The sequence below is a fragment of the Flavobacterium orientale genome (assembly GCF_014638005.1).
Lineage (GTDB): Bacteria > Bacteroidota > Bacteroidia > Flavobacteriales > Flavobacteriaceae > Flavobacterium > Flavobacterium orientale.
In genome coordinates this window covers 157,398-182,218 of sequence record NZ_BMFG01000001.1, presented here as the reverse complement: position 1 = coordinate 182,218, position 24,821 = coordinate 157,398, and the positions used below count along the sequence as shown (strand labels likewise).

The 24,821-nt window shown below is 36.2% G+C and carries 21 protein-coding genes and 1 pseudogene; 9 read left to right on the top strand and 13 right to left on the bottom strand.

Going from position 1 to position 24,821, the window contains the following annotated elements; all coding sequences use genetic code 11:
* Positions 1 to 999: a GntR family transcriptional regulator gene (locus IEV15_RS00845; RefSeq protein WP_188360599.1), complete on the bottom strand. Its 999-nt coding sequence runs from the start codon at positions 997 to 999 to the stop codon at positions 1 to 3.
* Between the two features lie 101 nt (positions 1,000 to 1,100).
* On the opposite strand from IEV15_RS00845, the gene IEV15_RS00840 reads away from it, so the two are divergent.
* From IEV15_RS00840 to IEV15_RS00810, 7 genes are read left to right on the top strand one after another with little or no spacing between them, the layout of a single operon-like run.
* The gene (locus tag IEV15_RS00840; protein ID WP_188360598.1) at positions 1,101 to 2,156 is read left to right on the top strand and encodes an aldose epimerase family protein; all 1,056 of its coding nucleotides are present in this window, start codon (positions 1,101 to 1,103) and stop codon (positions 2,154 to 2,156) included.
* 6 nt (positions 2,157 to 2,162) lie between these two features.
* Positions 2,163 to 3,248 (top strand): glycoside hydrolase family 53 protein, encoded by a 1,086-nt coding sequence (locus IEV15_RS00835; RefSeq protein WP_188360597.1) that lies wholly within the window; start codon positions 2,163 to 2,165, stop codon positions 3,246 to 3,248.
* A 2-nt stretch (positions 3,249 to 3,250) separates the two neighbouring features.
* Complete coding sequence (locus tag IEV15_RS00830; RefSeq protein ID WP_229734068.1) at positions 3,251 to 4,258, top strand: glycoside hydrolase family 53 protein; 1,008 nt, start codon at positions 3,251 to 3,253, stop codon at positions 4,256 to 4,258.
* 18 nt (positions 4,259 to 4,276) lie between these two features.
* Complete coding sequence (locus IEV15_RS00825; RefSeq protein WP_188360596.1) at positions 4,277 to 6,604, top strand: glycoside hydrolase family 2 protein; 2,328 nt, start codon at positions 4,277 to 4,279, stop codon at positions 6,602 to 6,604.
* Entirely contained in the window at positions 6,601 to 7,764 is a 1,164-nt protein-coding gene (gene galK, locus IEV15_RS00820; protein ID WP_188360595.1) for a galactokinase, read from the top strand. The genes IEV15_RS00825 and galK overlap by 4 nt, the downstream gene beginning before the upstream one ends.
* Before the next feature lie 3 nt (positions 7,765 to 7,767).
* A complete protein-coding gene (locus tag IEV15_RS00815) occupies positions 7,768 to 8,826 on the top strand; it encodes a UDP-glucose--hexose-1-phosphate uridylyltransferase (RefSeq protein WP_188360594.1) in 1,059 nt (352 codons plus the stop codon).
* Between the two features lie 6 nt (positions 8,827 to 8,832).
* Entirely contained in the window at positions 8,833 to 10,494 is a 1,662-nt protein-coding gene (locus IEV15_RS00810; protein ID WP_188360593.1) for a sodium/sugar symporter, read from the top strand.
* 66 nt (positions 10,495 to 10,560) lie between these two features.
* Here IEV15_RS00810 and IEV15_RS00805 read toward each other — a convergent pair whose 3' ends face one another.
* The 11 genes from IEV15_RS00805 to IEV15_RS00755 all read right to left on the bottom strand — a co-directional run bounded on the left by IEV15_RS00805 (position 10,561) and on the right by IEV15_RS00755 (position 21,413).
* Complete coding sequence (locus IEV15_RS00805) at positions 10,561 to 11,427, bottom strand: T9SS type A sorting domain-containing protein (RefSeq protein ID WP_229734067.1); 867 nt, start codon at positions 11,425 to 11,427, stop codon at positions 10,561 to 10,563.
* A gap of 115 nt (positions 11,428 to 11,542) precedes the next feature.
* Positions 11,543 to 13,165 (bottom strand): tetratricopeptide repeat protein, encoded by a 1,623-nt coding sequence (locus IEV15_RS00800; protein WP_188360591.1) that lies wholly within the window; start codon positions 13,163 to 13,165, stop codon positions 11,543 to 11,545.
* Between the two features lie 643 nt (positions 13,166 to 13,808).
* The gene (locus IEV15_RS00795; protein WP_188360590.1) at positions 13,809 to 14,696 is read right to left on the bottom strand and encodes an alpha/beta hydrolase; all 888 of its coding nucleotides are present in this window, start codon (positions 14,694 to 14,696) and stop codon (positions 13,809 to 13,811) included.
* 121 nt (positions 14,697 to 14,817) lie between these two features.
* Positions 14,818 to 15,855 carry a S41 family peptidase gene (locus tag IEV15_RS00790; RefSeq protein WP_188360589.1) on the bottom strand — a complete coding sequence of 346 codons (1,038 nt, stop codon included), beginning with the start codon at positions 15,853 to 15,855 and terminating at the stop codon, positions 14,818 to 14,820.
* A gap of 321 nt (positions 15,856 to 16,176) precedes the next feature.
* Complete coding sequence (locus IEV15_RS00785; RefSeq protein ID WP_229734066.1) at positions 16,177 to 17,181, bottom strand: S41 family peptidase; 1,005 nt, start codon at positions 17,179 to 17,181, stop codon at positions 16,177 to 16,179.
* A gap of 59 nt (positions 17,182 to 17,240) precedes the next feature.
* On the bottom strand, positions 17,241 to 17,798 hold the full coding sequence (locus IEV15_RS00780) for a DinB family protein (RefSeq protein ID WP_188360587.1): 558 nt from the start codon (positions 17,796 to 17,798) through the stop codon (positions 17,241 to 17,243).
* A 14-nt stretch (positions 17,799 to 17,812) separates the two neighbouring features.
* On the bottom strand, positions 17,813 to 18,373 hold the full coding sequence (locus IEV15_RS00775; protein WP_188360586.1) for a diheme cytochrome c-553: 561 nt from the start codon (positions 18,371 to 18,373) through the stop codon (positions 17,813 to 17,815).
* 58 nt (positions 18,374 to 18,431) lie between these two features.
* A complete protein-coding gene (locus IEV15_RS00770) occupies positions 18,432 to 19,778 on the bottom strand; it encodes an amidohydrolase family protein (protein ID WP_188360585.1) in 1,347 nt (448 codons plus the stop codon).
* Between the two features lie 67 nt (positions 19,779 to 19,845).
* Entirely contained in the window at positions 19,846 to 20,280 is a 435-nt protein-coding gene (locus IEV15_RS00765) for a hypothetical protein (RefSeq protein ID WP_188360584.1), read from the bottom strand.
* Between the two features lie 11 nt (positions 20,281 to 20,291).
* On the bottom strand, positions 20,292 to 20,768 hold the full coding sequence (locus IEV15_RS00760; RefSeq protein ID WP_188360583.1) for a cupin domain-containing protein: 477 nt from the start codon (positions 20,766 to 20,768) through the stop codon (positions 20,292 to 20,294).
* A 75-nt stretch (positions 20,769 to 20,843) separates the two neighbouring features.
* Complete coding sequence (locus tag IEV15_RS00755) at positions 20,844 to 21,413, bottom strand: Crp/Fnr family transcriptional regulator (protein ID WP_188360582.1); 570 nt, start codon at positions 21,411 to 21,413, stop codon at positions 20,844 to 20,846.
* 230 nt (positions 21,414 to 21,643) lie between these two features.
* Between IEV15_RS00755 and IEV15_RS00750 the strand changes: the two are divergent.
* Both IEV15_RS00750 and IEV15_RS00745 read left to right on the top strand, forming a co-directional pair.
* A pseudogene (locus IEV15_RS00750) lies at positions 21,644 to 21,859 on the top strand (porin family protein); the annotation flags it as partial.
* Positions 21,860 to 21,943: 84 nt separating this feature from the next.
* Positions 21,944 to 23,155 carry a T9SS type A sorting domain-containing protein gene (locus IEV15_RS00745; RefSeq protein ID WP_188360581.1) on the top strand — a complete coding sequence of 404 codons (1,212 nt, stop codon included), beginning with the start codon at positions 21,944 to 21,946 and terminating at the stop codon, positions 23,153 to 23,155.
* A 722-nt stretch (positions 23,156 to 23,877) separates the two neighbouring features.
* Here the strand turns inward: IEV15_RS00745 and IEV15_RS00740 are convergent.
* A complete protein-coding gene (locus IEV15_RS00740; protein WP_188360580.1) occupies positions 23,878 to 24,729 on the bottom strand; it encodes a leucine-rich repeat domain-containing protein in 852 nt (283 codons plus the stop codon).
* Positions 24,730 to 24,821: the final 92 nt, after the last annotated feature.

The window sequence follows — 24,821 nt, the reverse complement described above, 5'->3', positions numbered from 1 at the left end:
TTAAAGCGACTTTCTGATTAGTAAGTCGCTTTGATTTTCTATTTTATCTTTTTTGTTGTTCAAAATCATTTCAGCCAATAGCAATCCCATTGCTGTAAAATCAGTTGAAATCGTAGTAATTCCATTTTCTACTACCTTTTTTAAAGGCGTATCATTATAGGAAATAATCCCATAATCCAAACCAATCTGTAACTCTTGCTTTTTAGCTTGTTCAATTACTTCTACCAAATGCCGGTCATTGGGAATAATATAAACAGTCCCTTTTTTTATAATTTGATGCTCAAAATTTGGAATAATTGTATTTTCAAATAAAAAATCAGCACCAAATTTCTCAAACCCTTCCACCATTCCCAATGGTTCTTTGAATCCCGGAAAAATCAAAACCAAGCGTTCATACTTTTTCAACAAAAGTTTGGCTTTCACTAAAGCGGAAAAAACGTCTTTCACAAAATTTTGATGCACCGAAGGATATCCACTCAGTTCATCATTGGTTTGATCCAAAATATAAACATCATTTTTAGGCAATGTTTTTATAATGGCAGCCGCTCCTTTTAAATTAGTGGGCATGATAATATATTTGGAATAATTTCCATTACTTTCATTAATTAACTTTCGAAACATGTCCAAATTAAAATGATGAAAGAAAATATCAATTTGTGCCCGATTATCAATTGCTTCTAAAAAAGAATTATATAAATTTTCTTTAAAGGCATTCAATTCATCAAACAAAACAAAATAGCGGTGCTCAAAGCTAAATTCGGTGCTTTTTATGTAATACCCTTTCCCAAGAATGGCAAATACAATTCCACGTTTTTTGAGCTCATCATAGGCTAACAAAACAGTATCTCTTGAAATGGAGAATTCCAAACACAATTTATTAACGGATGGCAATTGATCTCCTCTATTTAAACGATTTTCTGCTATAGCAATTTCTACAGACGAAATAATTTGTTTGTATTTTGGAATACCTGACTGAGTCTCTAAGCTTATTAGTTTCATAAAAAGGAATTAACTGGTGGGCAAGTTACAAAAACTGGTAGGTACTGGTATGATAAACAACAAAACTTTTCTAATTTTGTTAGCATATCTATAAAAATAGCATGCAAAAAAATAATTATTCACAATTTGCCTCCCCTAAAAACACGAAATCCTTCGGTTTGCTTCCTGACGGAAAAGAAGTTTTTTGTTATACTTTGACCAATAAAAACGGGATGGAATTGGCTGTAATCAATTATGGAGCAACCATTACATCTATAAAAGTGCCTCTCGCAAATCTAGAAAAAATCGATGTAGTTTTAGGCTTTGATACTTTACAAGCTTATGTGGACTCGTTCAATTTGCCAAACGCCCCTTATTTTGGAGCTGTAGTGGGCAGGTATGCCGGAAGAATAAATGAAGGCTCTTTTATTTTAAACGGAAAAACAATTCAATTACATAAAAATCATGGTAATCATCACCTTCATGGTGGAAATGACGGCTTAAGTAAACAATTTTGGAGTTTAAAAAATAGAATTGAAGGAGAATCTCCATCTATTACTTTACAATATATAAGTAAAAACGAAGAAGAAAATTATCCTGGAATTTTGACGATTGAAGTTACGTACCTATTGACGGAAAACAATCAAGTAGTGGTAGAATATCATGCTCATGCAACCGAGGATACCATTTTAAATGTAACACAACACAGTTATTTCAATTTAGAAGGTCATCAAAATAGTATCGAAAAGCAATCTTTGCTTGTGAATGCGGCTAAAGTTCTTGAAACTGACACACTAAATATTCCAACAGGAAATCTTTTACATACTGCAAACTGTCCTTTTGATTTCATGCAGCAAAAAAAATGTCCTACTTCAATTGACACAACATTCGTTATTGATCAAAAGGCAAAAATTACTGCTTCGCTTTTCAGTGATAAAACAAAAATCAATATGAATATTACAACCAATCAACCGGCAGTGCATATTTATGTGGGTGGTAATTGTTTTGGAATGATTAAGGGAAAAGAAAACGCAGCCTATCATACAAAAAGCGGGATATGTTTTGAAACACAAAATTTTCCTGATGCACCAAATCATGCTCATTTTCCTTCTGCTATTTTAAAAAAAGGAGAGCGTTACCACCATCAAACCATCTTTTCTTTTGAACATATAAATTAAAAAACTATGAAAAAAATACACTTACTTTTTCTGATTATTCCCGCTTTACTTCTTTTCGTAAGTTGTTCTGATAATGATAAAACTCCTGAAGAAGAAATTCCGGTCGTTGAAGATAATTTCATCAGAGCTGCCGACCTTTCATTTCTACCCGAAGCAGAAGGTGCAGGAGCTGTTTATAAAAATAACGGACAAAACGAAGCCGTCTTAACCACATTAAAAAATTCGGGTTGCAACACAGTCCGCATCCGAGTGTGGAAAAATCCATCTTCGATTCATTCGAGTTTGGTGGAAGCAAAAATTCTTTCCCAACGTGCGAAACAAGCGGGTATGAAAGTTTGGCTTACGGTTCATTATTCCGATACTTGGGCAGATCCGGGTCATCAAGCAAAACCTGCCGAGTGGCAAGGGTTAAATTTCACAGAATTAAAAGCAGCAGTAGCCACCTATACCACATCGCTTCTGAATGAAATCCAACCGGACATCATCCAAATTGGCAATGAAATTAATGTGGGATTACTTTTCCCTGATGGCCATTTGATTAACAATGAAGCCCAATGTATTCAGCTACTTCAAACGGCAAGTGCCACCGTTCGCTCCGTTCGTCCGCAAGCAAAAATCATGGTGCATTTTGCAGGGTTAAACGGTGCAGAATGGTTTTTTAACAAAATGACTACGGTTGATTATGACTACATCGGTTTATCCTATTATCCCATTTGGCATGGAAAAAATTTAGAAACACTTTCTTCAACCATGAATACATTGGGACAAACCCACAATAAAAAAGTGCTTTTGGCAGAAACAGCCTATCCGTTCACCTTGCAATGGAACGACTGGACAAACAACATCGTTGGCTTAGAAGACCAATTGATTCCGGCTTATCCTGCCACCCCCGAAGGACAAAAAAACTTTTTACTTGAAATTAAAAACCGTTTAAAACAGAGTCCCCACGGATTAGGTTTTGCCTATTGGGGAACCGAGTGGATTTCTTTCAGAGGAAGCCAAGCTACCAATGGTTCGTCTTGGGAAAACCAAGCTCTTTGGAATTTTGAAAACAACGCCTTACCTGCAATTCAGGTATTTAATAAAGAATAATGATGAAAAAAATTCAAGTACTCCTGTTGGTTGTAACCATGCAACTCTCTTTTGCTCAAAACAATGTTGAATTTTCAAAAGGTGCCGATGTAACATGGTTACCACAAATGGAAGCAACCGGTTATCAATTTTATGATACGGATGGCTCCAAAAAAGATGGCTTACAATTATTGAAAGACCGAGGCATGAACACGGTTCGCTTGCGTGTGTTTGTCAATCCGTCTGATGATCCAAGAAGTGGCCATTGTAGCAAAGAGGAAACGGTTGCTCTAGCTCAACGGGCTCAAAAAATGGGTTTTCGCATCATGATTAATTTTCATTACAGTGATTCATGGGCCGATCCGGGAAAACAAAACAAACCCGCCGCTTGGAAAGACCTTCCGTTTGAAAAGTTAGCTCAAGAAGTCTACAACCACACCTTTGATGTAATGACGGCTTTAAAAAAAGCCAAAGTAAAAACCGAATGGGTACAAGTCGGTAACGAAATTCCCGGCGGCATGCTTTGGCCCGAAGGAAGTACCGACAATTGGAACCAATTGGGAATTCTATTAAACAAAGGCTACGATGCTGTAAAAGCGGTGGATAAATCCATAAAAGTAATCGTGCATTTAGACGAAGGTGATAACATCGAAAAATTCAGAACTTTCTTTGACAATGCCAAAGCTCAAAATGTAAAATATGATGTCATCGGACTTTCCTATTATCCGTTTTGGGTGAAAAAAGATTACACAGAAACTATTGCCAATTTAGAATTCAACTTGAATGATTTAGTAACTCGTTACAACACCGAAGTGATGGTGGTGGAAGTGGGAGGCGAATATGACAAAGTTGAAAACACGAAAGAACTTTTAGAAGCCACCATCAAAGCAGTCAAGAATGTTCCTAACAACAAAGGCTTAGGTATTTTATACTGGGAACCCCAAGGCGAAAAAAGCTGGAGTGGTTACAGTTTAAGTGCCTGGCTGGAAAACGGACAACCCTCTCCGGCTTTGGATGCTTTTAAAGATTAATTTGCTTAAAAATTCTCAATGAAACACTATATTTTACTCTTCTTAACTTCGCTGCTTTTTATTTCTTGTGGAAAAGAAACTACTTCCAACCGCACCAAAGTTAATTTTGGCTCCGATTGGACTTTTACGAAAGACTCCACTGCTCTCAATTGGGAAAAAGTACAACTTCCACACACGGCTCAAGTGGAACCTTTGATTGTCAACAATCAATGGCAAGGCGATTGTTGGTATCAGAAAAAATTTGACCATCCAAAAACTGATGACAAAGTTTTCCTCTACTTTGAAGGCGTTATGCATGAAGCTTGGGTTTGGGTGAATGGTGAATTAATGACACACCATAAAGGGGGTTATTTGCCGTTTACCGTTGACATAACTGACATCGTTTTACCACACGACAACACTATTATTGTCAAAGTAAATAATCAGGACAATCCGCAAATTCCTCCGGGGAAAACATTAAAAACATTAGATTTTAATTATTACGGCGGTATTTATCGCAATGTCTATTTAATCCAAACAAACAAAACGTATATCACAGATGCCGTTCATGCTAATAAAGTAAATAGTGGCGGAATTTTAGTGAATTTCAACACCATTGCTAAAGAAAAAGCGAGCGGTAGTGTAAAAATTCATGTGAAGAATGAAGATGATAAATCGAAAAAAGTAAAAGCATCCATCACATTTAAAAATGGTTCAGAAGCGATTTCTTTTACAACGAATGAAGTCACGATGGAGCCCAATTCGAACGCATCACTTTCGCAAAGTGTTGAAATTTTAAATCCAAAATTATGGGGAATTGAAAACCCAAATTTATACGAAGTAGAAGTACATTTGATTGCTGATTCAAAAACCATCGACTCTCAAACTATTCAAACCGGAATCAGAAAAGCAGAGCTCAAAGCTGATGGCTTTTATTTGAATGATGAAAAAGTATTCATCAACGGAACCAATCGTCATCAGGAATATCCATACATTGGCTATGCACTTTCCGACGAAGCCAATTACCGCGATGCAGTGAAAATTAAAAATGCAGGTTTTGATTTTGTTCGAATGTCCCATTATCCGCAAACCGAATCTTTCATGAAAGCTTGTGATGAATTAGGACTTTTAGTGATGAATTGCATTTCAGGTTGGCAATTTACGGGTGACGAAAAATTTATAGAAAACTCCTATCAGGAAATTCGGGATTTAGCCCGAAGAGACCGAAATCATCCTAGTGTCGTTTTTTGGGAAGTTTCACTGAACGAAAGCGACATGAAGGAACCCTACATGAAAAAGGCGAATGAAATCTTGCGGGGTGAATTGCCTTATGCCAACATATATACCGCCGGTTGGATTGATAATCCGAATTACGACCTTTATATTCCCGCTCGTCAACACGGAAAAGCACCGGAGTATTGGAACAACTACGAAAAAGAAAACCGAAAAATCTTCATAGCTGAATATGGCGATTGGGAATATTACGCTCAAAACGCCGGTTTTAATCAAACTTCCTATTCCAATTTGAAAGAAGAAGAACGCACCAGCAGACAATTGCGTGCTTTCGGCGAAAAACGATTGCTGCAACAAGCATTCAATTATCAAGAAGCATTCAATTCAAATTTGAAAGGGAAACACACTATTGGTCAAGCCAATTGGCTGATGTTTGATTACAATCGCGGATATGCCGATGATATCGAAAGTTCTGGCATCAGCGATATTTTTCGTATCCCGAAATTTGCTCATTATTTCTACCAAAGTCAGCGTTCTCCAAAAGTGAAGTTAAACGAAAAATTAGTTTCGGGTCCCGTGATTCATATTGCTTCCTATTGGAATGAAAAATCGCCTTTGGACGTAACTGTTTTCAGTAATTGTGAGGAAGTCGCATTTTATGTGAATGACATTTTGATCAGTAGACAAAAACCAACTATTTCTCCTTTTTCTAATGAATTACCCCATCCGCCATTTGTTTTTTCTATTCCAAAATTTGAAAAAGGAACACTACGAGCTGAAGGATTTATAAATGGAAAAAAAGTAGCGGAACATAGTGTAAAATCAGCCAATGAACCCTCAAAAATAGTTGTAAGCTATGATGAATCAACCGTGAAAATAAATCCTGATTTTCCCGATGTTGTTTTTGTGTATGCTACAATAACTGATGCAAATGGAAATTTGGTTTCGGATGCAACAACCGAGATTACATTTAGTATTGAAGGTACCGATGTTGAATTAGTTGGTCAAAATCCATTTCCGGCAGAAGCTGGTATGGCTACAATTTTAGTGCGAACAACTACTTTTAAAAAAGGAATCAAAATTAAAGCCACAGCCAAAGGATTGAAAGAAGCAACACTTGAATTAAAGCCATGAAAAAGAAGTTAATCAAAGAAACGACTAAACATTTTGAAAAGCAGTTCCACAACAAACCCGAAGCTGTTTTTTTATCTCCGGGACGAATCAACATTATTGGTGAACACGTAGATTACAACGACGGATTTGTACTCCCGGCAGCCATCAACAAATACATTTGCTTTGCCGTTTCAACAAACGATACTGGTGTTTGTACCATTGTAGCAAAAGATTTAAATGACGCTTATAAATTTCATAGCAATGATGCATTAGTGCCCGTTGACAAAATGTGGGTGAATTATATTTTAGGAGTCTTACACCAATTAAAATCAAAAGGGTTTCCAGAAAAAGGGTTTGACATAGTTTTCAGTAGTAGCATCCCTATGGGAGCCGGTTTATCTTCATCTGCGGCTTTAGAATGTGGTTTTGGCTATGCAATGAACAAGTTGTTTGATTTAGGCGTAAGCAAAGAAGAAATTGCTTTAATCGGCCAAAAATCTGAACACACTTTTGTAGGCGTAAAATGTGGCATAATGGACCAATTTGCGAGTGTATTTGGAAAGAAAAACAAAGCAATAAAATTAGATTGCACCTCGCTTGAATATGAATACCACAACGCCAATTTTAAAAAATATGCATTACTTTTACTGGATAGCAATGTGAAACACACCCATTTAACTTCCGGATACAATGACCGTAGAAATGAAGTGGAGCAAGGTTTGTCCATCATCAAAAGTCATTTCCCGGAAGTGAAAAGCTTTAGAGATTGCACCGAAAATCATTTAGCCAATGTAAAAAATGAATTGGGCGAATTGCTTTTTAAACGATGTCATTTTGTAATCAATGAAATCCGAAGAGTAAATGAAGCCGTGGCAACATTAGACAAAAATGATTTTGAAAAACTAGGACAATTGATGTATGAAACCCACGAAGGTTTATCAAAAGAATATGAAGTAAGCTGTACTGAAATTGATTTTTTAGTGAACGCTGTACGTTCTGAAAAATCAGTTTTAGGAGCCCGAATGATGGGTGGTGGTTTTGGTGGTTGCTCCATCAATCTGGTAGAAAAAGGAACCGAAAATGAGCTAATAGCTAAAGTATCTGAAACGTATAGAAATGCTTTTGGTATTGAACTATCCGCCTATAAAATCAAAATTTCAAAAGGAACAACAAAAGTATAAAAGATGCAAACATTCAACCCCAACGATCACCCACATCGTCGCTATAATCCATTAATAGACGAATGGGTTTTGGTTTCGCCACATCGCACCAAAAGACCATGGCAAGGGCAAAATGAAAAAAATAATTCGGAGGCATTACCCGAATATGATGCCAATTGTTATTTGTGTCCCGGCAACGAACGTTCCAACGGGATTAAAAATCCCAACTATACCGATTGTTTTGTGTTTGAGAATGATTTTGCCGCTTTGTTAGAAGAAGAAGTAGTTCATGAACCTAATTTAAATCCGATGTTTCAATTAAAACCGGAACGCGGCATCAACAAAGTAGTGTGTTTTTCGCCAAAGCATAACCTAACAATTCCTGAAATGGAGGTTTCAGACATTGAAAAAGTAATTCAAACATGGAAGGAACAATACATTGAATTGGGAAGCAAAGACTTTATCAATTACGTACAGATTTTTGAAAACAAAGGGGCTGTGATGGGTTGTAGTAATCCACATCCGCACGGACAAATTTGGGCACAATCGTCATTACCCACTCAAGTTGCTAAAACACAAAACAGCCTTGAAAAATATTTTGAAACCAACAAAAGAAGCTTGTTAAAAGAATATCTAGATGCAGAATTAATAAAAAAGGAACGAATCGTTCTAGAAAACGAACATTTTGCAGTTGTGGTTCCTTTTTGGGCAATTTGGCCCTATGAAACCCTACTAATCAGCAAAAGACATTTTGGAACCATCATCGCAATGTCGAAAGAAGAAACACTTGCATTTGCCGAAATTTTAAAAGGAATCACAATCAAATATGATAATTTGTTTGAAACCTCATTCCCCTACTCGTCCGGAATCCATCAAGCTCCAACGGATAGAGTTTCCCACCCTGAATGGCATTTTCACATGCATTTTTATCCACCTTTGTTGCGAAGTGCTACCGTTAAAAAATTTATGGTAGGCTATGAAATGATGGGAGAAGCACAACGGGATATTTCTCCCGAAAAAAGTGCAGCAATTTTACGAGACTTACCTACCTTACATTATAAATTGAAAAAAGAACCAAACTAGACGAATATGAATACAGGTTTTGAAACATTAGATTATGTTGTTTTTGTTTGCTATGCAATCTTAATTTTAAGCGTAGGATTATGGATGTCTCGCGACAAAAAAGGACATCAAAAAAATGCAGAAGATTATTTCTTAGCCAGTAAATCATTGCCTTGGTGGGCAATTGGAACGTCCTTAATTGCCGCTAATATTTCTGCCGAACAATTTATCGGAATGTCAGGCTCAGGATTTGCCGTTGGTTTAGCCATCTCCTCGTATGAATGGATGGCAGCCATTACGCTAATCATTGTTGGAAAATACTTCCTCCCTATTTTTATTGAAAAAGGAATTTATACCATACCGGAGTTTGTTGAAAAACGATTTTCTACCAATCTAAAAACAATCCTTGCCGTCTTTTGGGTGGCTTTGTATGTGTTTGTCAACATTACTTCAGTTTTATATTTAGGAGCGTTAGCCATGAATACAGTAATGGGAGTCGACATGATGTGGGCCATTATCGGACTATCTTTGTTTGCAGCTGCTTATTCATTGTATGGTGGTTTGGCCTCTATCGCTTGGACCGATTCCATTCAGGTGGTTTTTCTGGTTTTTGGTGGTTTGGCAACAACCTATCTGGCTTTAAATACGGTTTCTAACGGACAAGGCATGATGGAAGGGTTGGGAATCATTTATGATAAGGCTCCCACAAAATTTTCAATGATTTTAGAAGAATCCAATCCGGAATATTTGAACTTACCCGGAATTGGCGTTTTAATTGGCGGACTTTGGGTGGCCAATTTATACTACTGGGGTTTCAATCAATACATCATTCAACGGGCACTAGCTGCCAAATCATTGAAAGAAGCTCAAAAAGGAATTCTTTTGGCAGCTTTTTTAAAACTGCTGATTCCGTTTATAGTTGTAATTCCGGGAATTGCCGCTTATGTTATTGTGAATGACCCCGAAATGTTAGCTCGTTTGGGAATGGAAGGTTTAACAAATATTCCGAGTGATGGTGCTGCCGATAAAGCCTATCCTTGGTTAATCCAGTTTTTACCAACGGGGTTAAAAGGCTTGGCTTTTGTGGCATTAACTGCCGCAATTGTTTCTTCCTTAGCGTCGATGCTAAACTCAACTTCAACCATTTTTACGATGGATATTTACAAACAATACATCAACAAAAACGCTGATGATAAAGCTACGGTTAGAGTGGGAAGAATGACTTCTGCAGTGGCATTAGTTATTGGAGCAATTGTAGCTCCGATGTTAGGTGGCATTAACCAAGCGTTTCAATTCATTCAAGAATATACGGGCGTTGTAAGTCCGGGTATTTTAGCTATTTTCTTGTTAGGTTTGTTTTGGAAAAAAACCACGAATAAAGCCGCCATTTGGGGAGCTTTGTTTTCTATTCCAATTGCCATGTTTTTCAAAGTTGGGCCAAAAGGTTGGGCCAATGGAACTGCTTTGGAAAGCATCTTTCCGAGCCTACCCTTCTTAGATCAAATGGGATATACTACATTGCTAACTATGGCTATTATCGCACTATTAAGTTGGAATCAAAACAAAGGCCTCGACGATGATAAAGCCTTCGAATTGCGAAATGAAACCTTCAAAACAAACGCGGTATTCAACATTAGTGCATTTGCAATTATGATTGTTTTGGTGTTTTTGTATGCGTTCTTTTGGTAAATAAAAAGGCCCAATCCACTAGTGTGAATTGAGCACTTCTAAAAAAACTGTTGATGTATTGATTGACTATTCTTTAATGATTTTATGGGTGGTCAATTGCATATCACTATTGATTTGTAAGAGATACATACCGCTGGAGAGTGTGGAAACATCCAAAATCCCATCAGCAGTTAAAAATCCCGATTGTATTGCTTTACCCGATACGTCCAAAATGGAATAGCTTTCAGGTTGAAAGTTTTGTGAGCTTATTCTAATTTTATCTTTTGCGGGATTGGGATATACCTGTACAATAGGGTTACCATTCGGATTAGTAACACTTAAACTACAATCCAAATTCCAAGCAACAGCAAATCCTAAGGAATTACTGGAATTGTCCGGGCAAAAAGAAGGTGCTGCACTTACATAATAATAGCCAGGTTCAGTGACCAAATAATTAGATTGGGTGGCTCCTGCTATTGGCGTGTCATTTTTATACCAAACAATATTCGTATCATAAGGAGGATTGTTGATTGACAATTCAAAGGTAGTACCTTCACACAATAAATATGTTTCAGTATCCGGATCAAAAGTGACATTATCATTCATTTCATTAAAAACAGTCAAACCAACCCAATTCCAACTGTCTACTTGAATAACATTAGATTCAAATGTCGATCCGTCAAGTGTTACTACAACCTTCAATAAGGCCTGGTCATACGTATACCAATCATAAGTAAAGCTCGCACCGGTGGCTCCACTGATGGCTTCATACTCACCCGGTAGAAACCAATATTTAAAATACCATTGATAACTATCATAGGTTTGACTAGTAGTTATCGAAGCTGTGCCATCTGTCCATGGACACATCATAATGTCGCCTTCAATTTGCGGGGCCTGTGCCTGCATGTTAAAATTCAAAAGGAATGCGAAAAGGAAAAATAATTTTATTTTCATAGCTTGTTTATTTATGAGGTTATTTAATTTCTCAAACAAAATAAACAAATAGAAATAGCTTATTCTGTTAAAATAACGCTACAAGACGTGACATCAGGCGTGACATTTTGTGACACTACTTGGTTTTAGCCACCTGAGTCAAGTAAGTATAAAGAGGTGTAGTAATCTCAATACCCAACTTTTTAATAAGTCGCTCTTTTCTTTTTCTACAACTCTCTGGTGAAATATGCAACAAAGAAGCAATCTCCTTCAGACTGAGATTCAAATAGATAAAAGACAAAAACCGAATATCATTGGCGTTTAAATCCGGATGCTTTAGCTTTAAAGCATGGATAAAATCAGTATTGACATGCTCAAAATGGGCAGTAAAATCTTCCCACTTCACATCCTCCTTTAAATGACTCTTTAATTCTTTGACAGATTGTAGTAATGTGACATCACTTGTAAAGTTAGTAGCTCGGGTAATGGTTTGAATAAGGGATTCAATCAATTCATTTCGCGTCGATTGAAAAAGTACCTTGTCAGAAATCATTTTATTTTTTAATTCAACTTCATGTTCCAAAAGCTTTCGTTGATTCTTTTCTTTTTCAAGTTCCAGATGCTTAATCTGCAATGCATTGGCTTCAATAATTCGCTTTTGCTTAGTCAATTGATTTCGTTTATAAAACACCACAAGTAAGATAAAGAGGAGCAAAAACAATAAAATAATAGATAGTAAATAGACCTTTCGTTGGTTTTCGGATTGGGCTTTTGAAATAGCTAAAGCATACTTTGATTCGGAGAGCTCAAAACGTAGGGTAGTGTTTTCAAGTAATTCACTGTTTTTGGTATCACTGAGTAGTTGGGTTAATTGGATAATGGAATCCTTTGAAGCTAGTGATTTTTCAAGAAGCTGCAATTGAAAGGCGATTTGCGAATGAAGTTCAAAAAGTTGAATTTTCACTTCATGATGTTGTGTAGAAGAAAGCCCGCGTTCAACATAGTGCATGGCTTTGTCAAACTGACGATCCTTGAAATAAGCCTTTGCTATCAAAAGAAGTAATTCGGTCTGTTCTTCCGCAAAATTACTTTTTTGAGCTTTTTCAAGTAACGGAAGTCCGTTCTTTAAAACTTCTTTTGAAAAACCCTTTTCCAATAAAATGGCGTTTTGAACAAGCAAAGCACTCATTAAAATACGAGGCTCTGATTGTAGCTTGGGAACAGCGGTAGCAATGTAAGTTGTTGCCTTCGCCAAATTATTCATTTCTAAATTCAGTTGAGCCAAATTGGTGGCATAATAACCAATACGGGTATCCAACTTTTGTTCTTTTGCAATAGCAAAGGACTTCAAGAAATAGGATTCTGCTTGTTCCAATTTCTTTTCTTTGATGTAAACAATAGCAATATTATTGAGTACCGTCATTTCATTTACCGGATTCTTTTGAGCTATCGCAAGTTCATAGGCCTCCAAATAATAGGTAAGTGCCTGGCCATAATCCATCATTTTAAAATAGGTTAACCCCAGATTATTGGTGGCTAAAAATAGGGGATTTGATAATTTTGCGGACTGCGCTAACGCTTTGGATTTTGATAAGTTTTCAAGGGCAGATGCGTAGCGTACATTCATCATATCATCTACACCTTTTTTTAATAACGCATGACAAACAATAGAATCTTGTGCAATAGTCTCGTGTACGGTAGTGAAATAGAGCAAAAACAGTGACAAACGCAAGTAGTGTTTCAGTAAAGAAATTTTCATCAAAAATTATTTTAGCAAAGGATAAAGATAAAAATTTATAGAGAGCCTACTTATTATTTTTTGGCTACTATTTTTCGTTCTCTTACAGCTCTTACTTAAGGAACTCGTTTCAGCATCTACCCTTAAACTATAAAACCCACTAACCTGTTAAACTTTTAACCAATTAACCTTTTAAACCTTTAAACAATCGTAAGCCAATAAATCCCTGTCATGCTGAACTCGTTTCAGCATCTAACCTTTACCCTCCCTGTCATGCTGAACTCGTTTCAGCATCTACCCTTATCCACCTGTCATGCTGAACTCGTTTCAGCATCTAACCTTTTCCCCTGTCATGCTGAACTTGTTTCAGCATCTAACCTTTACCCTCCCTGTCATGCTGAACTCGTTTCAGCATCTACCCTTATCCACCTGTCATGCTGAACTCGTTTCAGCATCTAACCTTAAACTATAAAACCCACTAACCTGTTAAACTTTTAACCGATTAACCTTTTAAACCCTTAAACAATCGTAAACCCCTAAATCCCTGTCATGCTGAACTCGTTTCAGCATCTACCCTTATCCACCTGTCATGCTGAACTCGTTTCAGCATCTAACCTTAAACTATAAACCCACTAACCTTTTAAACCCATCTAACCCCAAAACATCATTCATTAAGAAAATCAATAATTTCATTCAGCGATTTTCTGGACTCTTTCATAACAGGTAATAAAGGCCATATGTGTGGCATTCCTTTCCCATAAAAAATATATTTTTTTATGTTTTCTTTTTCTAAATCTGCAGCAAATAACAATTGGTCAGGTCTCGTAATATCATTTTCTGCAATAAATAAATAAGTTTTAGGAAAACCTTTAAAAGAACCATAAAGAGGTGACAGCCTGGCATCTTTTAAATGGTTGTTCACAGCACACATGTGTTTTGCACTTAAAACACCCTTTTTAGATAAAATCGGGTCAATTTTGTCAATTAGAGCTATGTCCGGGTGTTCTAACGATGCGTCTAAAACCGGTGAAATCAACACAATTTTTGAAGGCAAACCCATGTTGCTACTAAGTATACGTTGTGTTAATGCGATATGCAATGTTCCTCCAACAGAATCGCCCATTAAGGTAATAGCATCACTCTTAAACTCCTCCAAGGCTTTTTTATAAACGGCATCGATATTCTTTGAAATTTCATCGATTTTATGCTCGGGAGCTTTGGGATAATTACACATCCAAACCGTGTGTTTCGTGTTCTTAGCTATTTTTTCGATCGCATCCCAATGATAATGTGTAGGTCCTGATACAAAAGCTCCTCCATGAAGATACAGCAATAAACTTTCAGGATTTCCACCATTTCGAATCGCAACTATTTTAGTTTTCAATAATGAAAAAGCAGTAACATGTTCACCTTTAAAAAAGGAATTTTTGGGAAAATATACATCATTCTCCCTTAATTGCTCAAAGGGAATTGGAGTTTGGCTGAAGGTATATTTAACCTTTTTGATTTTTAGCACCAGTAGAGTAATATAATAGGAAAGACTTTTAGCCATTTTTTTATTTTAATCAGGTAAATAATGTTTGTTTTTTTATGCTATCGAGGCGAAAGTAATCAGCCCTTGATTCGTAGTATGTATTTATGAGCACTAGTACGCTGAGGAGGCATCAAAAAAACTACTCCCTTGTAAACCCCAGCCAATGCAAGGCAAGCTTGACGGTAGGATCAGCTGTTAAGTCAACGTAATTATCGTCACTCTTAACATATACGTGCGGTTCTACTAACATCTCCTGATAGATATGCTTTGTAGCATCCGCAATTCTGGACACACTTAGCAAAAGGTAACCTTTATTCTCCATGATGTAGAATCCCTCTGTTGCATTACAAAATCCGGGTGTAGTCTCACCAAATAGCTTTACATTGGGTTGTGCTTTTAAAAGTGCAGCCAAAATTTCACCGGAACTTACGGTTGATGGACCAATAAGCACAGCTATTGGCATTGTTGAACTGGCCGAACAGCTAGTTGTAATCGCTATAGTCTTATTACCTTCTGCATCGACAGTCACACCATCTTTTAATCTGATTTCGCTAGATATTTGACCATCCCGATTCACACTATAACCTAGAACTGAAGCGTTAAATAAAGGTCCGATTCCTGATTGCATGGGTGCAGAATTGCCTCCAACATTCATTCGTAAATCAATAATGATACCTCTTGGCTTTTCATTTAGCAACATACAGAGCGAGTCCCGAAGCATATTCGCATTTTTATGCACTTCGGCTTCATCAATAACCATCATGCCGGGAACACGCAAATAGGCTATATTCTCAGGTAGGACAGCAGTAACAATCCTGTTTCCTTTTAAGAATTCTTCTTTAATACCTGGACTTAATGCGGTAGAAAAGTCCTTAGGAGGTGGATAGCGGTAAAAGGTGTCGGCATTAGCTACCACACCATGATAATCCTTCAATTGCTCAAAGGCATACTGCAGTGCAGGGAATGCTTCCTTTGTATTTTTTGCAATCGCAGCTTTTTGATAGGCAGTAACTTTGATGGCTTCCCAATCGAGACCCTTACCATTTAAGGCCTTTGTCTGCATAATATTCAAGGCACTATCAATGTAATTCCTAACGGAATCATTCACTTGAGTTAATGCCTCTGTATAAGATAAGAGCATAAAGCCTATTAGGAAACTTAATTTAATTTTTTTCATAGCTTTCTTTTAATTAATGGTAACCCGCTGCGTGTCATTATTTAATTCAATAGTAGTAGGGATATTTTTGCCACTAACCAGCCTACCGGTAGGCTGGTTAGTGGCAAAAATATTTTAAAATTTAATTACACCTAACGGGTTAATTGTAAAAATTTATTTAAATGAATGAAGTGTTCCCATTACAGTTTTTCCTTTTGAGTTCGAATGTTAATACAAATTCTTCAGTATCCTATGGATTAGCTATTGCTAAATTCAAAAGGTCGTAATTTAGTGCTATTGACCAAATGTCAGAAGCATTTGAACATTAGTTTTCAAAGGCAGTTACTCCTGCGTCTGTTTTATCCACGCGATAGCTTTTTTTACTTTATCATCGCTTGACAGATCTATAAATTCATCTGAACTCGAACATGGGATGTCTGGTAGGAAAGCATCTTTGTAAACAATTCCGTTACGATCCATTCCATAGGCAGTAGATAACAATAAAAAGGCATCATCATCAATCGAAAATCCTTGTGTGGCAGTCAAAAAACCGGCTGTTGGTGTTCCAACCAAAATAGTGTTGGGTCTACCCTGAAAAGCAATCAATAAGAACTCTGCAGAACTTCCCGTTACCGGACTAATTAAAAAAGCCACAGGTAAATCAGGATGCTGTGAGAAACAAGTCTTTTGTAACGCTGCATATACTGTTGAACCCATTAAAAATCGTTTCTCTTCTAAAAACCACGAAGAAGCATCCTGCGATGTATACGAACCAATAGTGCCTTTTTCAAGTAGTTGCTGAAGACCTAAAATCATGGGATACATGGCACCTCCTCCGTTTAATCGCAAATCAATAATTAATCCCTTTGGGTTTTCTTGCAATAAAGAACATAAGTTGTCATTTAACTGCTGAGCTTTATTGTCACAATCTTCTTTGTTGAGATAAGGCATGCCGGGAACTCTTAGATAGCCAATTTGATCTTCAAGTAGCTGCGAAGTAATAACAGCCCCTTTTTTCCATTCATCCAAAATCGATTTAGAAACTACCGGTGTGTTTGAATTCCATTGATACACGCTGTCCTTATAATGAAAACTACCATGATAGTCATCCAAATACTCCATCAATTCCAATAGAACTGCAACCATTGTTTCTTCGTTTGGCCTCGACTTCCACTTCTTTTTGACCTTCATTCTAAATTGCTTCCAAGGTACAGTCTTTGCTTCTACAGCATGCTTTTCCATGACATTTATTGATTCAAACAATACGTTTTCAACTGTTTTAGACTGCCCCCATGACAATGTAAAACAAATTATAGTAAGAAAATTTAGTAAGCTTTTATAGTTCATGATATTTTTTTATTAACACTAGTGAAGTAGTGTAATTGTTACACAGTAATTACCAATTTTTAATCCTTAAAAGATTCAAATTCTTCAAGAACTCGCTCTGCCTGCTTGACATGGCGTTCGTTATGATTCACCATAAATAAAAAGGTATCCCCCAGTTTTAAACGAATCCATTTGGTTAGCGAAATAGCCGTTTTAACCTTATTCAAATCAACATTTTTAGCCATTTCAAATAAACGCAAAAGTGTTTGCCCATGTTGGACAAAATCACTTAACACTTTACTAGTTAGACCTGTTGGATGAGGTTCCATAGCCGCTACGGCTTTCATTTTTTTGGAATTACTAACTTGAATAGTTTTTACAAAATAACCACCAATAACACCTGATTTAAAAGAATCTGTATCTTCTGCGGATTGAGCTTGCTGTAATTGATGTTCTATTTCAGGATTATAAAATTCATAATAAAGATTCAAATGATGGATACATTGAAGTACATTCCATTGCTTCGCATTTGTGCTCCAGCGTAATTCATGAAGGGGTCTGTTTTGCAAAATAAAAACTTTTTCAATACAGATCCGTGTTCGATTGATACATTGTTCTAGTAACTGTTCTTGATTCATGATATCGTTAATTATTAGTTATAGTCTATAAAATCAGGAACAACATTATGAATTCGTCTGGATGTTTTTAAAAACATAAAAATTGATTTTAAATCGTCATCATGTAACTCCCGGTAGGACTCCCATGGCATTGGAGGTAGTAACCCTCGTTCCTGCTTATTACCACGAAATTTACCTTCTTGCATTGCCACTCGGAATTGTTCGAAATTCCAATCCCCTATACCAGTAAAATCATTACTGATGTTAGCAGCAAAGCTAATTCCCCATGGACCAGAATAAGCCGTTAAATCATTGTTAAAATGTATCCCCCCCTCAGCATTAGGTGGAAGTTCGCCATCTGCAGGAAAACCCATAAAAGCTCTATCCATGTCAGGAACGTAGCCTTCTGGTGTCATTATTTTCGGGGTATGGCATGAATGACAATCCATAACTTGAACCAGATACTTTCCTCGAGCTATAGAGGCACTCACCTCTTTTGGGTTAGAATAAGCGTTATCATTCGTTCTTACTTCTTGACATCCAATGACACATTTCATAAGTAAAAGGACTATAAAGAATACAACTGATTTTAACATAATAATTGATTTTTGATTGATGATTGATTTTTGATTGATGATTGATGATTGAAACTATTTATAAAGAAAAACAGGCCAACTGATTAGAAGAAATTTCTCGAAGTTTTCTACGTATATCTGAAGTCGAAAAAGAAATGGAACTACCCGCATTAATTTGAAGCTTTCCGTCAACCCATACCATTTTTATATCCTTTGGTTGAAAAGCACTAAAAAGATAACCTGCAAGGCCACCGGAAACGTTCTGAATGTTTTGATCAGGTGTTAACAAAATGAAGTCGGCCTTTTTACCAATAGCAATGGATCCTATCTTGCTTTCTAATCCCATAACTTTTGCTCCACCAAGAGTGGCCAGTTCCAACAACTGGTCGGTACCTAATTTATTTGCGTTGGGTTGGTGACCTTCCGCTATAGCTATGGCATGTTGAAAAGCTCGCTCGGTTTGCATCACCAACCGCAATTGATCAATCATAGAACCACTACAGGAAGTCACTACATCAGCTCCAATTCCAACCGGTATGGAGTGGTCCAAGATCTTGCTCAGTTTTGGGAATCCAATGCCCATTTGCATTTCAACTTCAGGTGTTATAGCAATAGAACCACCTGTTGCAGCAATACACGCTAAATCCTGCTGTGAAAAATAGTTGCCGTGAGCAAAATTAAGGTCACTTCCCAAAAGATTTTCCTGTGCTAATTGTTGAATTCCTTGATATTTTTCCCCGAAAGTACCACAACCCATATGCATGGTAATTGGTAATTCTAAGTCTCTACCCATTGCGATGTCGTGACGGGTAACCTGCATGGTGGAATATTCAGGCCCTCGAATAGCCAAGGCCATTTGAACCAAGTCATCGGATCCATTAAAATAATTCTTCCTCACAATCTTAGCCGCTTCCGGATGGAATTTTTGACTTTCGTAAAACCATTCCCAAACAGAAGTACCGGGAGTACCATAACCAAAAAGAGCTCTGATTCCTGAATCCTTTAGAGCTTTAATTGCAGCCTCAGTATGTTCAGGTGTATTCATAATATGAGACCAATCCCACACTGTTGTAATACCCATTTCCAGACATTCTAATGCTCCTAAAAGTGTTCCATAATATACCGCCTCCGGTGTCATTTGTGGAGCTATTTCTCCTAACATAATCTGTAAGTAGTGAGGCAAAGTCCAATCCATGCCAATTCCTTTGAATCCGGTTTCCCAAAGATGCCGGTGCACATCTACAAAACCGGGAAGTAATAGAGCACCACCTCCATCAATAAATTGTGTGTTTTCACAACAAAACAGCTGGTCTTCAATGGCAACGATGACCCCGTCTTCAATGTGAATATCCTTTTTTTCCAATTGCCAAACACCATTAATTTGTCTGGCAATATTTACGTTTTTTAGTAACATAAATTCTTTCATAAGTGACATTAGTTAGTGAGCCCACCCAAAAAGGCAGGTCATTGATTAAAAAAAATGTAATTTAAAATTACCCCGAAAAAGAGGGATTTTGAGCTATCCAATACTCAGCCTGTGATAGCGTTTCACACAAAATAGTAGGTACCTTACCACCTTTTTTCATTAATTTCTCAGAAGAAAGTTTACTAAACAAATCCGGTGAAATAATACTTAAATTATACCGCAATCCAACTTCGTAATTCAAAGGAAAAAAGTAGTTAGTAATCCATTCTACCAGCCCGGCCCAAGCACCTTCGATTTCTTTAGTATCGTGAACATGAAAACGGCATTTATAGCGAACACCATCACGTTTCTGCCATTCCAACATTCGAAGCGAACCCAATTTCACCTCTTCATCAGAACAAGGACCACTCCACTTCATCAATAGATAGTTCTTTTCAGAATTGTAACTAATGGTAGCGTATACATGTCCTTGATGATTTCGGATTCGGTCTACTATTATCATAACGTAACGGTTTAAATCGTTTCAGGAAAGTAAAAATGGATACCGTGTTTTGGTGCTTCTTCAAAAACTTTACCAAAATCAATGGCATTCACATCAGGTGGACTACTCAAATCCATAGAAGTACCAATTGGCAACGATTCCCCAATCGCTCTAAAATAATCTAATAAGTTACCCGGCAATAAAGTCACTAAAAGCTTTCCTTTTGTATTTCCTGTATTCTTATAGGTATGAAGGGCTTCAGAAGGCACATGAACCAAACTGCCCGGCAATGCGGTAAAGGGATGTTTTACATCATGTAATACAAATTCAAAATTGCCTTCCAAAACATAAAAAATTTCTTCGTCAGGATGGCTGTGTGGCGGCGGACCACCTAAAGGTGGTACCTCTTCAGTCATTATGGCAAAACCAGTAGCAGCATCTGCTCCTGCAAGTACTGTAATGCGGTTGCCCAGTACATTCAATTGCTCTTTAAATACGGTTGTCTTCATTTTGTTAGATTATTAAATTAAACGAGACAAAGAAACAAATCACTTTCCCGGAAAGAATTGATTCAAATCAAGAAATCAAACCAAAAACTTTGCTCTATATCTACTGAGCGTTTCAGGAGTAATATTTAAATATCCAGCAATAAAATGTAAAGGCACTCTTTTGAATATTTTAGGATGTTCTTCCAAAAGATTTTTAAAACGTTCCTCAGGTGATTGTACCAGAAAACTAGATTCTCGCTTTTCAGCTTTTAAAAATTGTTCTCGGATAATACTATCGGCCAATAAACTTAATTTGGAATAGTTAGTAGTTAACTCCATAACAGAATTATGAGATAAAACCAATAATTCACAAGATTCAATAGCTGCAATATTTACAATTGACGGCGACTTATTTAAAAAACTGGCAAATGATCCAACAACAGCATTTTCAAAATAAAAATCACTACAGGCTTCCTTTTTTGGTGTATCAAAAAACAGTCGCATACAACCGGATTCTAAAAATGCTATTTGCTCACATATAGTACCAGCTTCAAGAAATAGATCATTTTTTTTTAATGTAACTATTTTCAATGATTGTTCTAAAACGGCTAACTCCTCATTAGTTAAATCAAAAAGGATATTGATATTTTGAAGGATTCTCTTCATAATAAATTATTTCAGCAATAAAAACTGATTATTTAAACATCGTAAAATTAACAAAATTTATATAATTTATTTTTATTGATTTAAATCAATTTTTTTTCAAAGCTTACTCTAGAATTTTGCATCGTTAAAACAGAAATCGTTTAACAAAAAATCAGTAATTAAAATCTAGAAAAAATGAAATGCAATTTTAGTCTTAGTGGGACTAGTATCAGATGTAGGCACAAAAAGTAAATTTTGGAGTAAAACCGGGATTAAATGTATCGAACTTCACTGGAGATGTTGAAGACGTAAAAACACTTCCCGGATTTCATGTTGGTGCAATTGCCGAATTCAAAATTTCAGAGAAATTCGCTTTGCAACCCGAATTATTTTATTCTTTTGAAGGTGCAAAATCATCAATCTATCACAAAGATGAATCTACGTTAATTCATTCCAAATTTAACTAGCTAATAAAAATCACTTTCATTACATTTTCATCTTTTTGAGTATTTAAATGCTTCCACTTTTACTGTAATTATAAATGTATTTTTATGAAAAGAGCAATTTTTAGAGTTGTCATTAAGATAGTTTTGTTAGTAGTAACTTACTTAATGACACAAGTAGCATCAGGTCAAGAATGGTTAAAAGTTGAAGCATTACCTGAAGCAGAGTTTACTTGTATAAAGGTAATTGCAGGAAAACTATATGCAATTTCAGAAAATCAATTATACACCAGCAATGATGGAGAAAACTGGCAAGCTGAAACAATCACTTCCAACTTTATTACTCCAGTTTCGTTTGAAATTTTTAATAACTCTATTTTTATAGGAACATTACTTAATGGGGTTTTTGAAAAATCACTGATACCCAATTCAAATTGGAACCAGTCTTTGTCCGGAGTATCTATTTCGTCATTTGCTATCCATGATGGAGGATTATATCTCTCCACCTTCGGAAATGGTATTTTTAAAAATATCAACGGTACTTTCCAGAATATCAATTATAATTTACCTACTTTTTCTTTTAACGTGAATAAGGTGTTGTCGATCAATAACACGTTATATGCTTTTGCGGGAGGAAATGGGACGTACTATTCCTATAATCAAAATGAGCCCGAGTGGAACGTAAATTACTACTTCGGGAATTTGGCCCCAGGTTTTATTGCTGATGATATTCTAAAAACCAATTCAAATGTAGTTTATGTTGCCAGAGGAAATACGTTACTTCGTAGTAATGATAATGCTCAAACTTGGAGTACCGATACAATTGGTTTATTAAATGGGATCAATAGAATGCTCTATGAGGGTCATCAATCTACCTACGTTTTATCGCTCCAATTTAATAATTATACTCGATTTCAAAAAAGATATTCAAATCTTCCACTTTCAAGTTCTTGGGGAGCAGCTGATGAACTCCTTGAATTTTACACGTATGGAATGAGTGAATTTGGAAATAAAATTTTTCTCGCAACAGAGAAAGGTGTTTTTTTTAAAATTGATAACACGCTTGATATCACCATTCCTTCACCAATTGATGGGCCTATCAAAGTGTATCCTATACCCACACAATCGAATGAAATTTCTTTTGAAAGTGACTATGTGATTGATGAGGTAACTGTTTTTGATTTAAATGGTCGCGTTGTTTATAATAAGGTATTTAATGAAAAAAGAGGCATGATTATTTTGTCAAAAAAAGGAATATTTATGGCTAGTTTTTTAATTGACAGTGCCTATAAATACAGTACAAAAATTAGTATAAATTAATTTTCTTTAAAAAGGCATGAAACACTTAAGTGCAGCAGAACAGCCCTTTTCTTTATTAGATTTCTTGTCATGCCTTAGTAAAAAAATATTTTTCTTACACAAAAAGTACCGAAGCGTCTCTTTAGGACTATCAATCGCCTTTTAATAATGAAAACATTTTTTTGCAGGACTTTGTATACATATTAAATGATTAGTTTCTTTTTGAGCTCAAAAAAAAGTTCTCTAAAATGAAACAATTCTATTGTAATCAATAAGACAATAATGTGATGTCTTGTCCCATATCAATCCCATAGTAAAGCCATAGTAAAGCCATGGAGAAGCCATGAATGTTAAAGCTTCTAATAGTAGGTTATTTCTCATCAAGAAAAACAAAAAAAGCAACGTTATATTCTGCCCCACCACAACCAATTAACCGCTAAACCAAATCAAATCTTGCCCTTTGCCTATTGCCCTTTGCCTATTGCCCTTTGCCTATTGCCTTTTGCCTATTGCCTATTGCCCTTTGCCTATTGCCTTTTGCCTTTTGCCTTTTACCTATTGCCTTTTGCCTTTTGCCTTTTGCCTTTTGCCTTTTACCTATTGCCTATTTCCTTTTGCCTTTTACCTTTTGCCTTTTGCCTTTTGCCCTTTGCCTATTGCCCTTTGCCTATTGCCTATTGCCTATTGCCAAAAAAAAACCCCGCTATAAAAATAACGAGGTTAAATATAGTAGTATAATGGTTTTAATCAGGCGTACCCACTAATCCCGTAGCATCAGATAAAAGACGTAACTTAACAGCAAGACCTTTATCATCCAACATCGTCATTTGAAAAGAATCTTTACTGGCCATAGCATACGAAATCAAACCGGTAAACTTGTTATAAGAGATATTAAGCTCTTTTAAGTTCTTTAATTTCTCAATTTCAAAAGGCACTTGCCCAATGAAATTATTTTCAAACAAACTCAAGTTTTCAAGTTGCTTTAAATTCTCAATCTCATAACTCAAACGACCTGAAAAGTTGTTGCTGCTCAACATCAACACTTTCAATTGCGTTAACGCATAAAGCTGCGTTGGTAACTCACCTTCCAAACTGTTGTTAAACAAAGAAAGGTTTTCTAATTTTTTCAATTGTCCAATTTCAGAAGGAATAGATCCGGTTAAATTGTTCATATACAACTCCATACTTTCCAAATTAGTAAGCTTAGCGATACTAACAGGAAGCGTACCGGTTAACTTATTGAAGGAAATATTCAAGTGCTTTAACGAAGTTAAATTCCCAATAGATGTAGGAAGGCTTCCGCTAAGATCGTTTCTGAATAGATTTAATGTTTCTAAAGAAGTAAGTTGGGTTAAAACTTCCGGAAATTGGCCACTGATATTGTTATTAGGCAAAGAAATACCAACAACCTTATCATTTTCTATAGTAACACCATAAAAGTTTTCTACAGGACCTGAAATGTCCCAAGTAGTTTTCCATTGCCTCCCATTTGTAGCTTCATAAAACTGTAACAAAGCCGCCTTTTCAGTAGGGGAAACTTCAGCTATTGCTGAAATAGCAAGCAAACTTAACAAAAGTGTAGTAATTTTTTTCATGTTTATAGTAGATTTGGGTTCTAAAACAGGGTAAACATACAACAATTAATCGTTTATGTGCAAATATAATCGATGAAATGCACTTTTATTTA

What these genes read in the sequence shown, in the direction of transcription:
- IEV15_RS00775 (WP_188360586.1), bottom strand. Translation starts at nt 18,373, where the DNA reads ATGTTAAAATCAGTTGTATTCTTTATAGTCCTTTTACTTATGAAATGT.
- IEV15_RS00795 (WP_188360590.1), bottom strand. Translation starts at nt 14,696, where the DNA reads ATGGCTAAAAGTCTTTCCTATTATATTACTCTACTGGTGCTAAAAATC.
- IEV15_RS00740 (WP_188360580.1), bottom strand. Translation starts at nt 24,729, where the DNA reads ATGAAAAAAATTACTACACTTTTGTTAAGTTTGCTTGCTATTTCAGCA.
- IEV15_RS00825 (WP_188360596.1), top strand. Translation starts at nt 4,277, where the DNA reads ATGAAACACTATATTTTACTCTTCTTAACTTCGCTGCTTTTTATTTCT.
- IEV15_RS00835 (WP_188360597.1), top strand. Translation starts at nt 2,163, where the DNA reads ATGAAAAAAATACACTTACTTTTTCTGATTATTCCCGCTTTACTTCTT.
- IEV15_RS00830 (WP_229734068.1), top strand. Translation starts at nt 3,251, where the DNA reads ATGAAAAAAATTCAAGTACTCCTGTTGGTTGTAACCATGCAACTCTCT.
- IEV15_RS00800 (WP_188360591.1), bottom strand. Translation starts at nt 13,165, where the DNA reads ATGAAAATTTCTTTACTGAAACACTACTTGCGTTTGTCACTGTTTTTG.
- IEV15_RS00760 (WP_188360583.1), bottom strand. Translation starts at nt 20,768, where the DNA reads ATGAAGACAACCGTATTTAAAGAGCAATTGAATGTACTGGGCAACCGC.
- IEV15_RS00745 (WP_188360581.1), top strand. Translation starts at nt 21,944, where the DNA reads ATGAAAAGAGCAATTTTTAGAGTTGTCATTAAGATAGTTTTGTTAGTA.
- IEV15_RS00755 (WP_188360582.1), bottom strand. Translation starts at nt 21,413, where the DNA reads ATGAAGAGAATCCTTCAAAATATCAATATCCTTTTTGATTTAACTAAT.
- IEV15_RS00790 (WP_188360589.1), bottom strand. Translation starts at nt 15,855, where the DNA reads ATGAAAAAAATTAAATTAAGTTTCCTAATAGGCTTTATGCTCTTATCT.
- IEV15_RS00815 (WP_188360594.1), top strand. Translation starts at nt 7,768, where the DNA reads ATGCAAACATTCAACCCCAACGATCACCCACATCGTCGCTATAATCCA.
- IEV15_RS00765 (WP_188360584.1), bottom strand. Translation starts at nt 20,280, where the DNA reads ATGATAATAGTAGACCGAATCCGAAATCATCAAGGACATGTATACGCT.
- IEV15_RS00845 (WP_188360599.1), bottom strand. Translation starts at nt 999, where the DNA reads ATGAAACTAATAAGCTTAGAGACTCAGTCAGGTATTCCAAAATACAAA.
- IEV15_RS00785 (WP_229734066.1), bottom strand. Translation starts at nt 17,181, where the DNA reads ATGAACTATAAAAGCTTACTAAATTTTCTTACTATAATTTGTTTTACA.
- galK (WP_188360595.1), top strand. Translation starts at nt 6,601, where the DNA reads ATGAAAAAGAAGTTAATCAAAGAAACGACTAAACATTTTGAAAAGCAG.
- IEV15_RS00780 (WP_188360587.1), bottom strand. Translation starts at nt 17,798, where the DNA reads ATGAATCAAGAACAGTTACTAGAACAATGTATCAATCGAACACGGATC.
- IEV15_RS00805 (WP_229734067.1), bottom strand. Translation starts at nt 11,427, where the DNA reads ATGAAAATAAAATTATTTTTCCTTTTCGCATTCCTTTTGAATTTTAAC.
- IEV15_RS00770 (WP_188360585.1), bottom strand. Translation starts at nt 19,778, where the DNA reads ATGAAAGAATTTATGTTACTAAAAAACGTAAATATTGCCAGACAAATT.
- IEV15_RS00840 (WP_188360598.1), top strand. Translation starts at nt 1,101, where the DNA reads ATGCAAAAAAATAATTATTCACAATTTGCCTCCCCTAAAAACACGAAA.
- IEV15_RS00810 (WP_188360593.1), top strand. Translation starts at nt 8,833, where the DNA reads ATGAATACAGGTTTTGAAACATTAGATTATGTTGTTTTTGTTTGCTAT.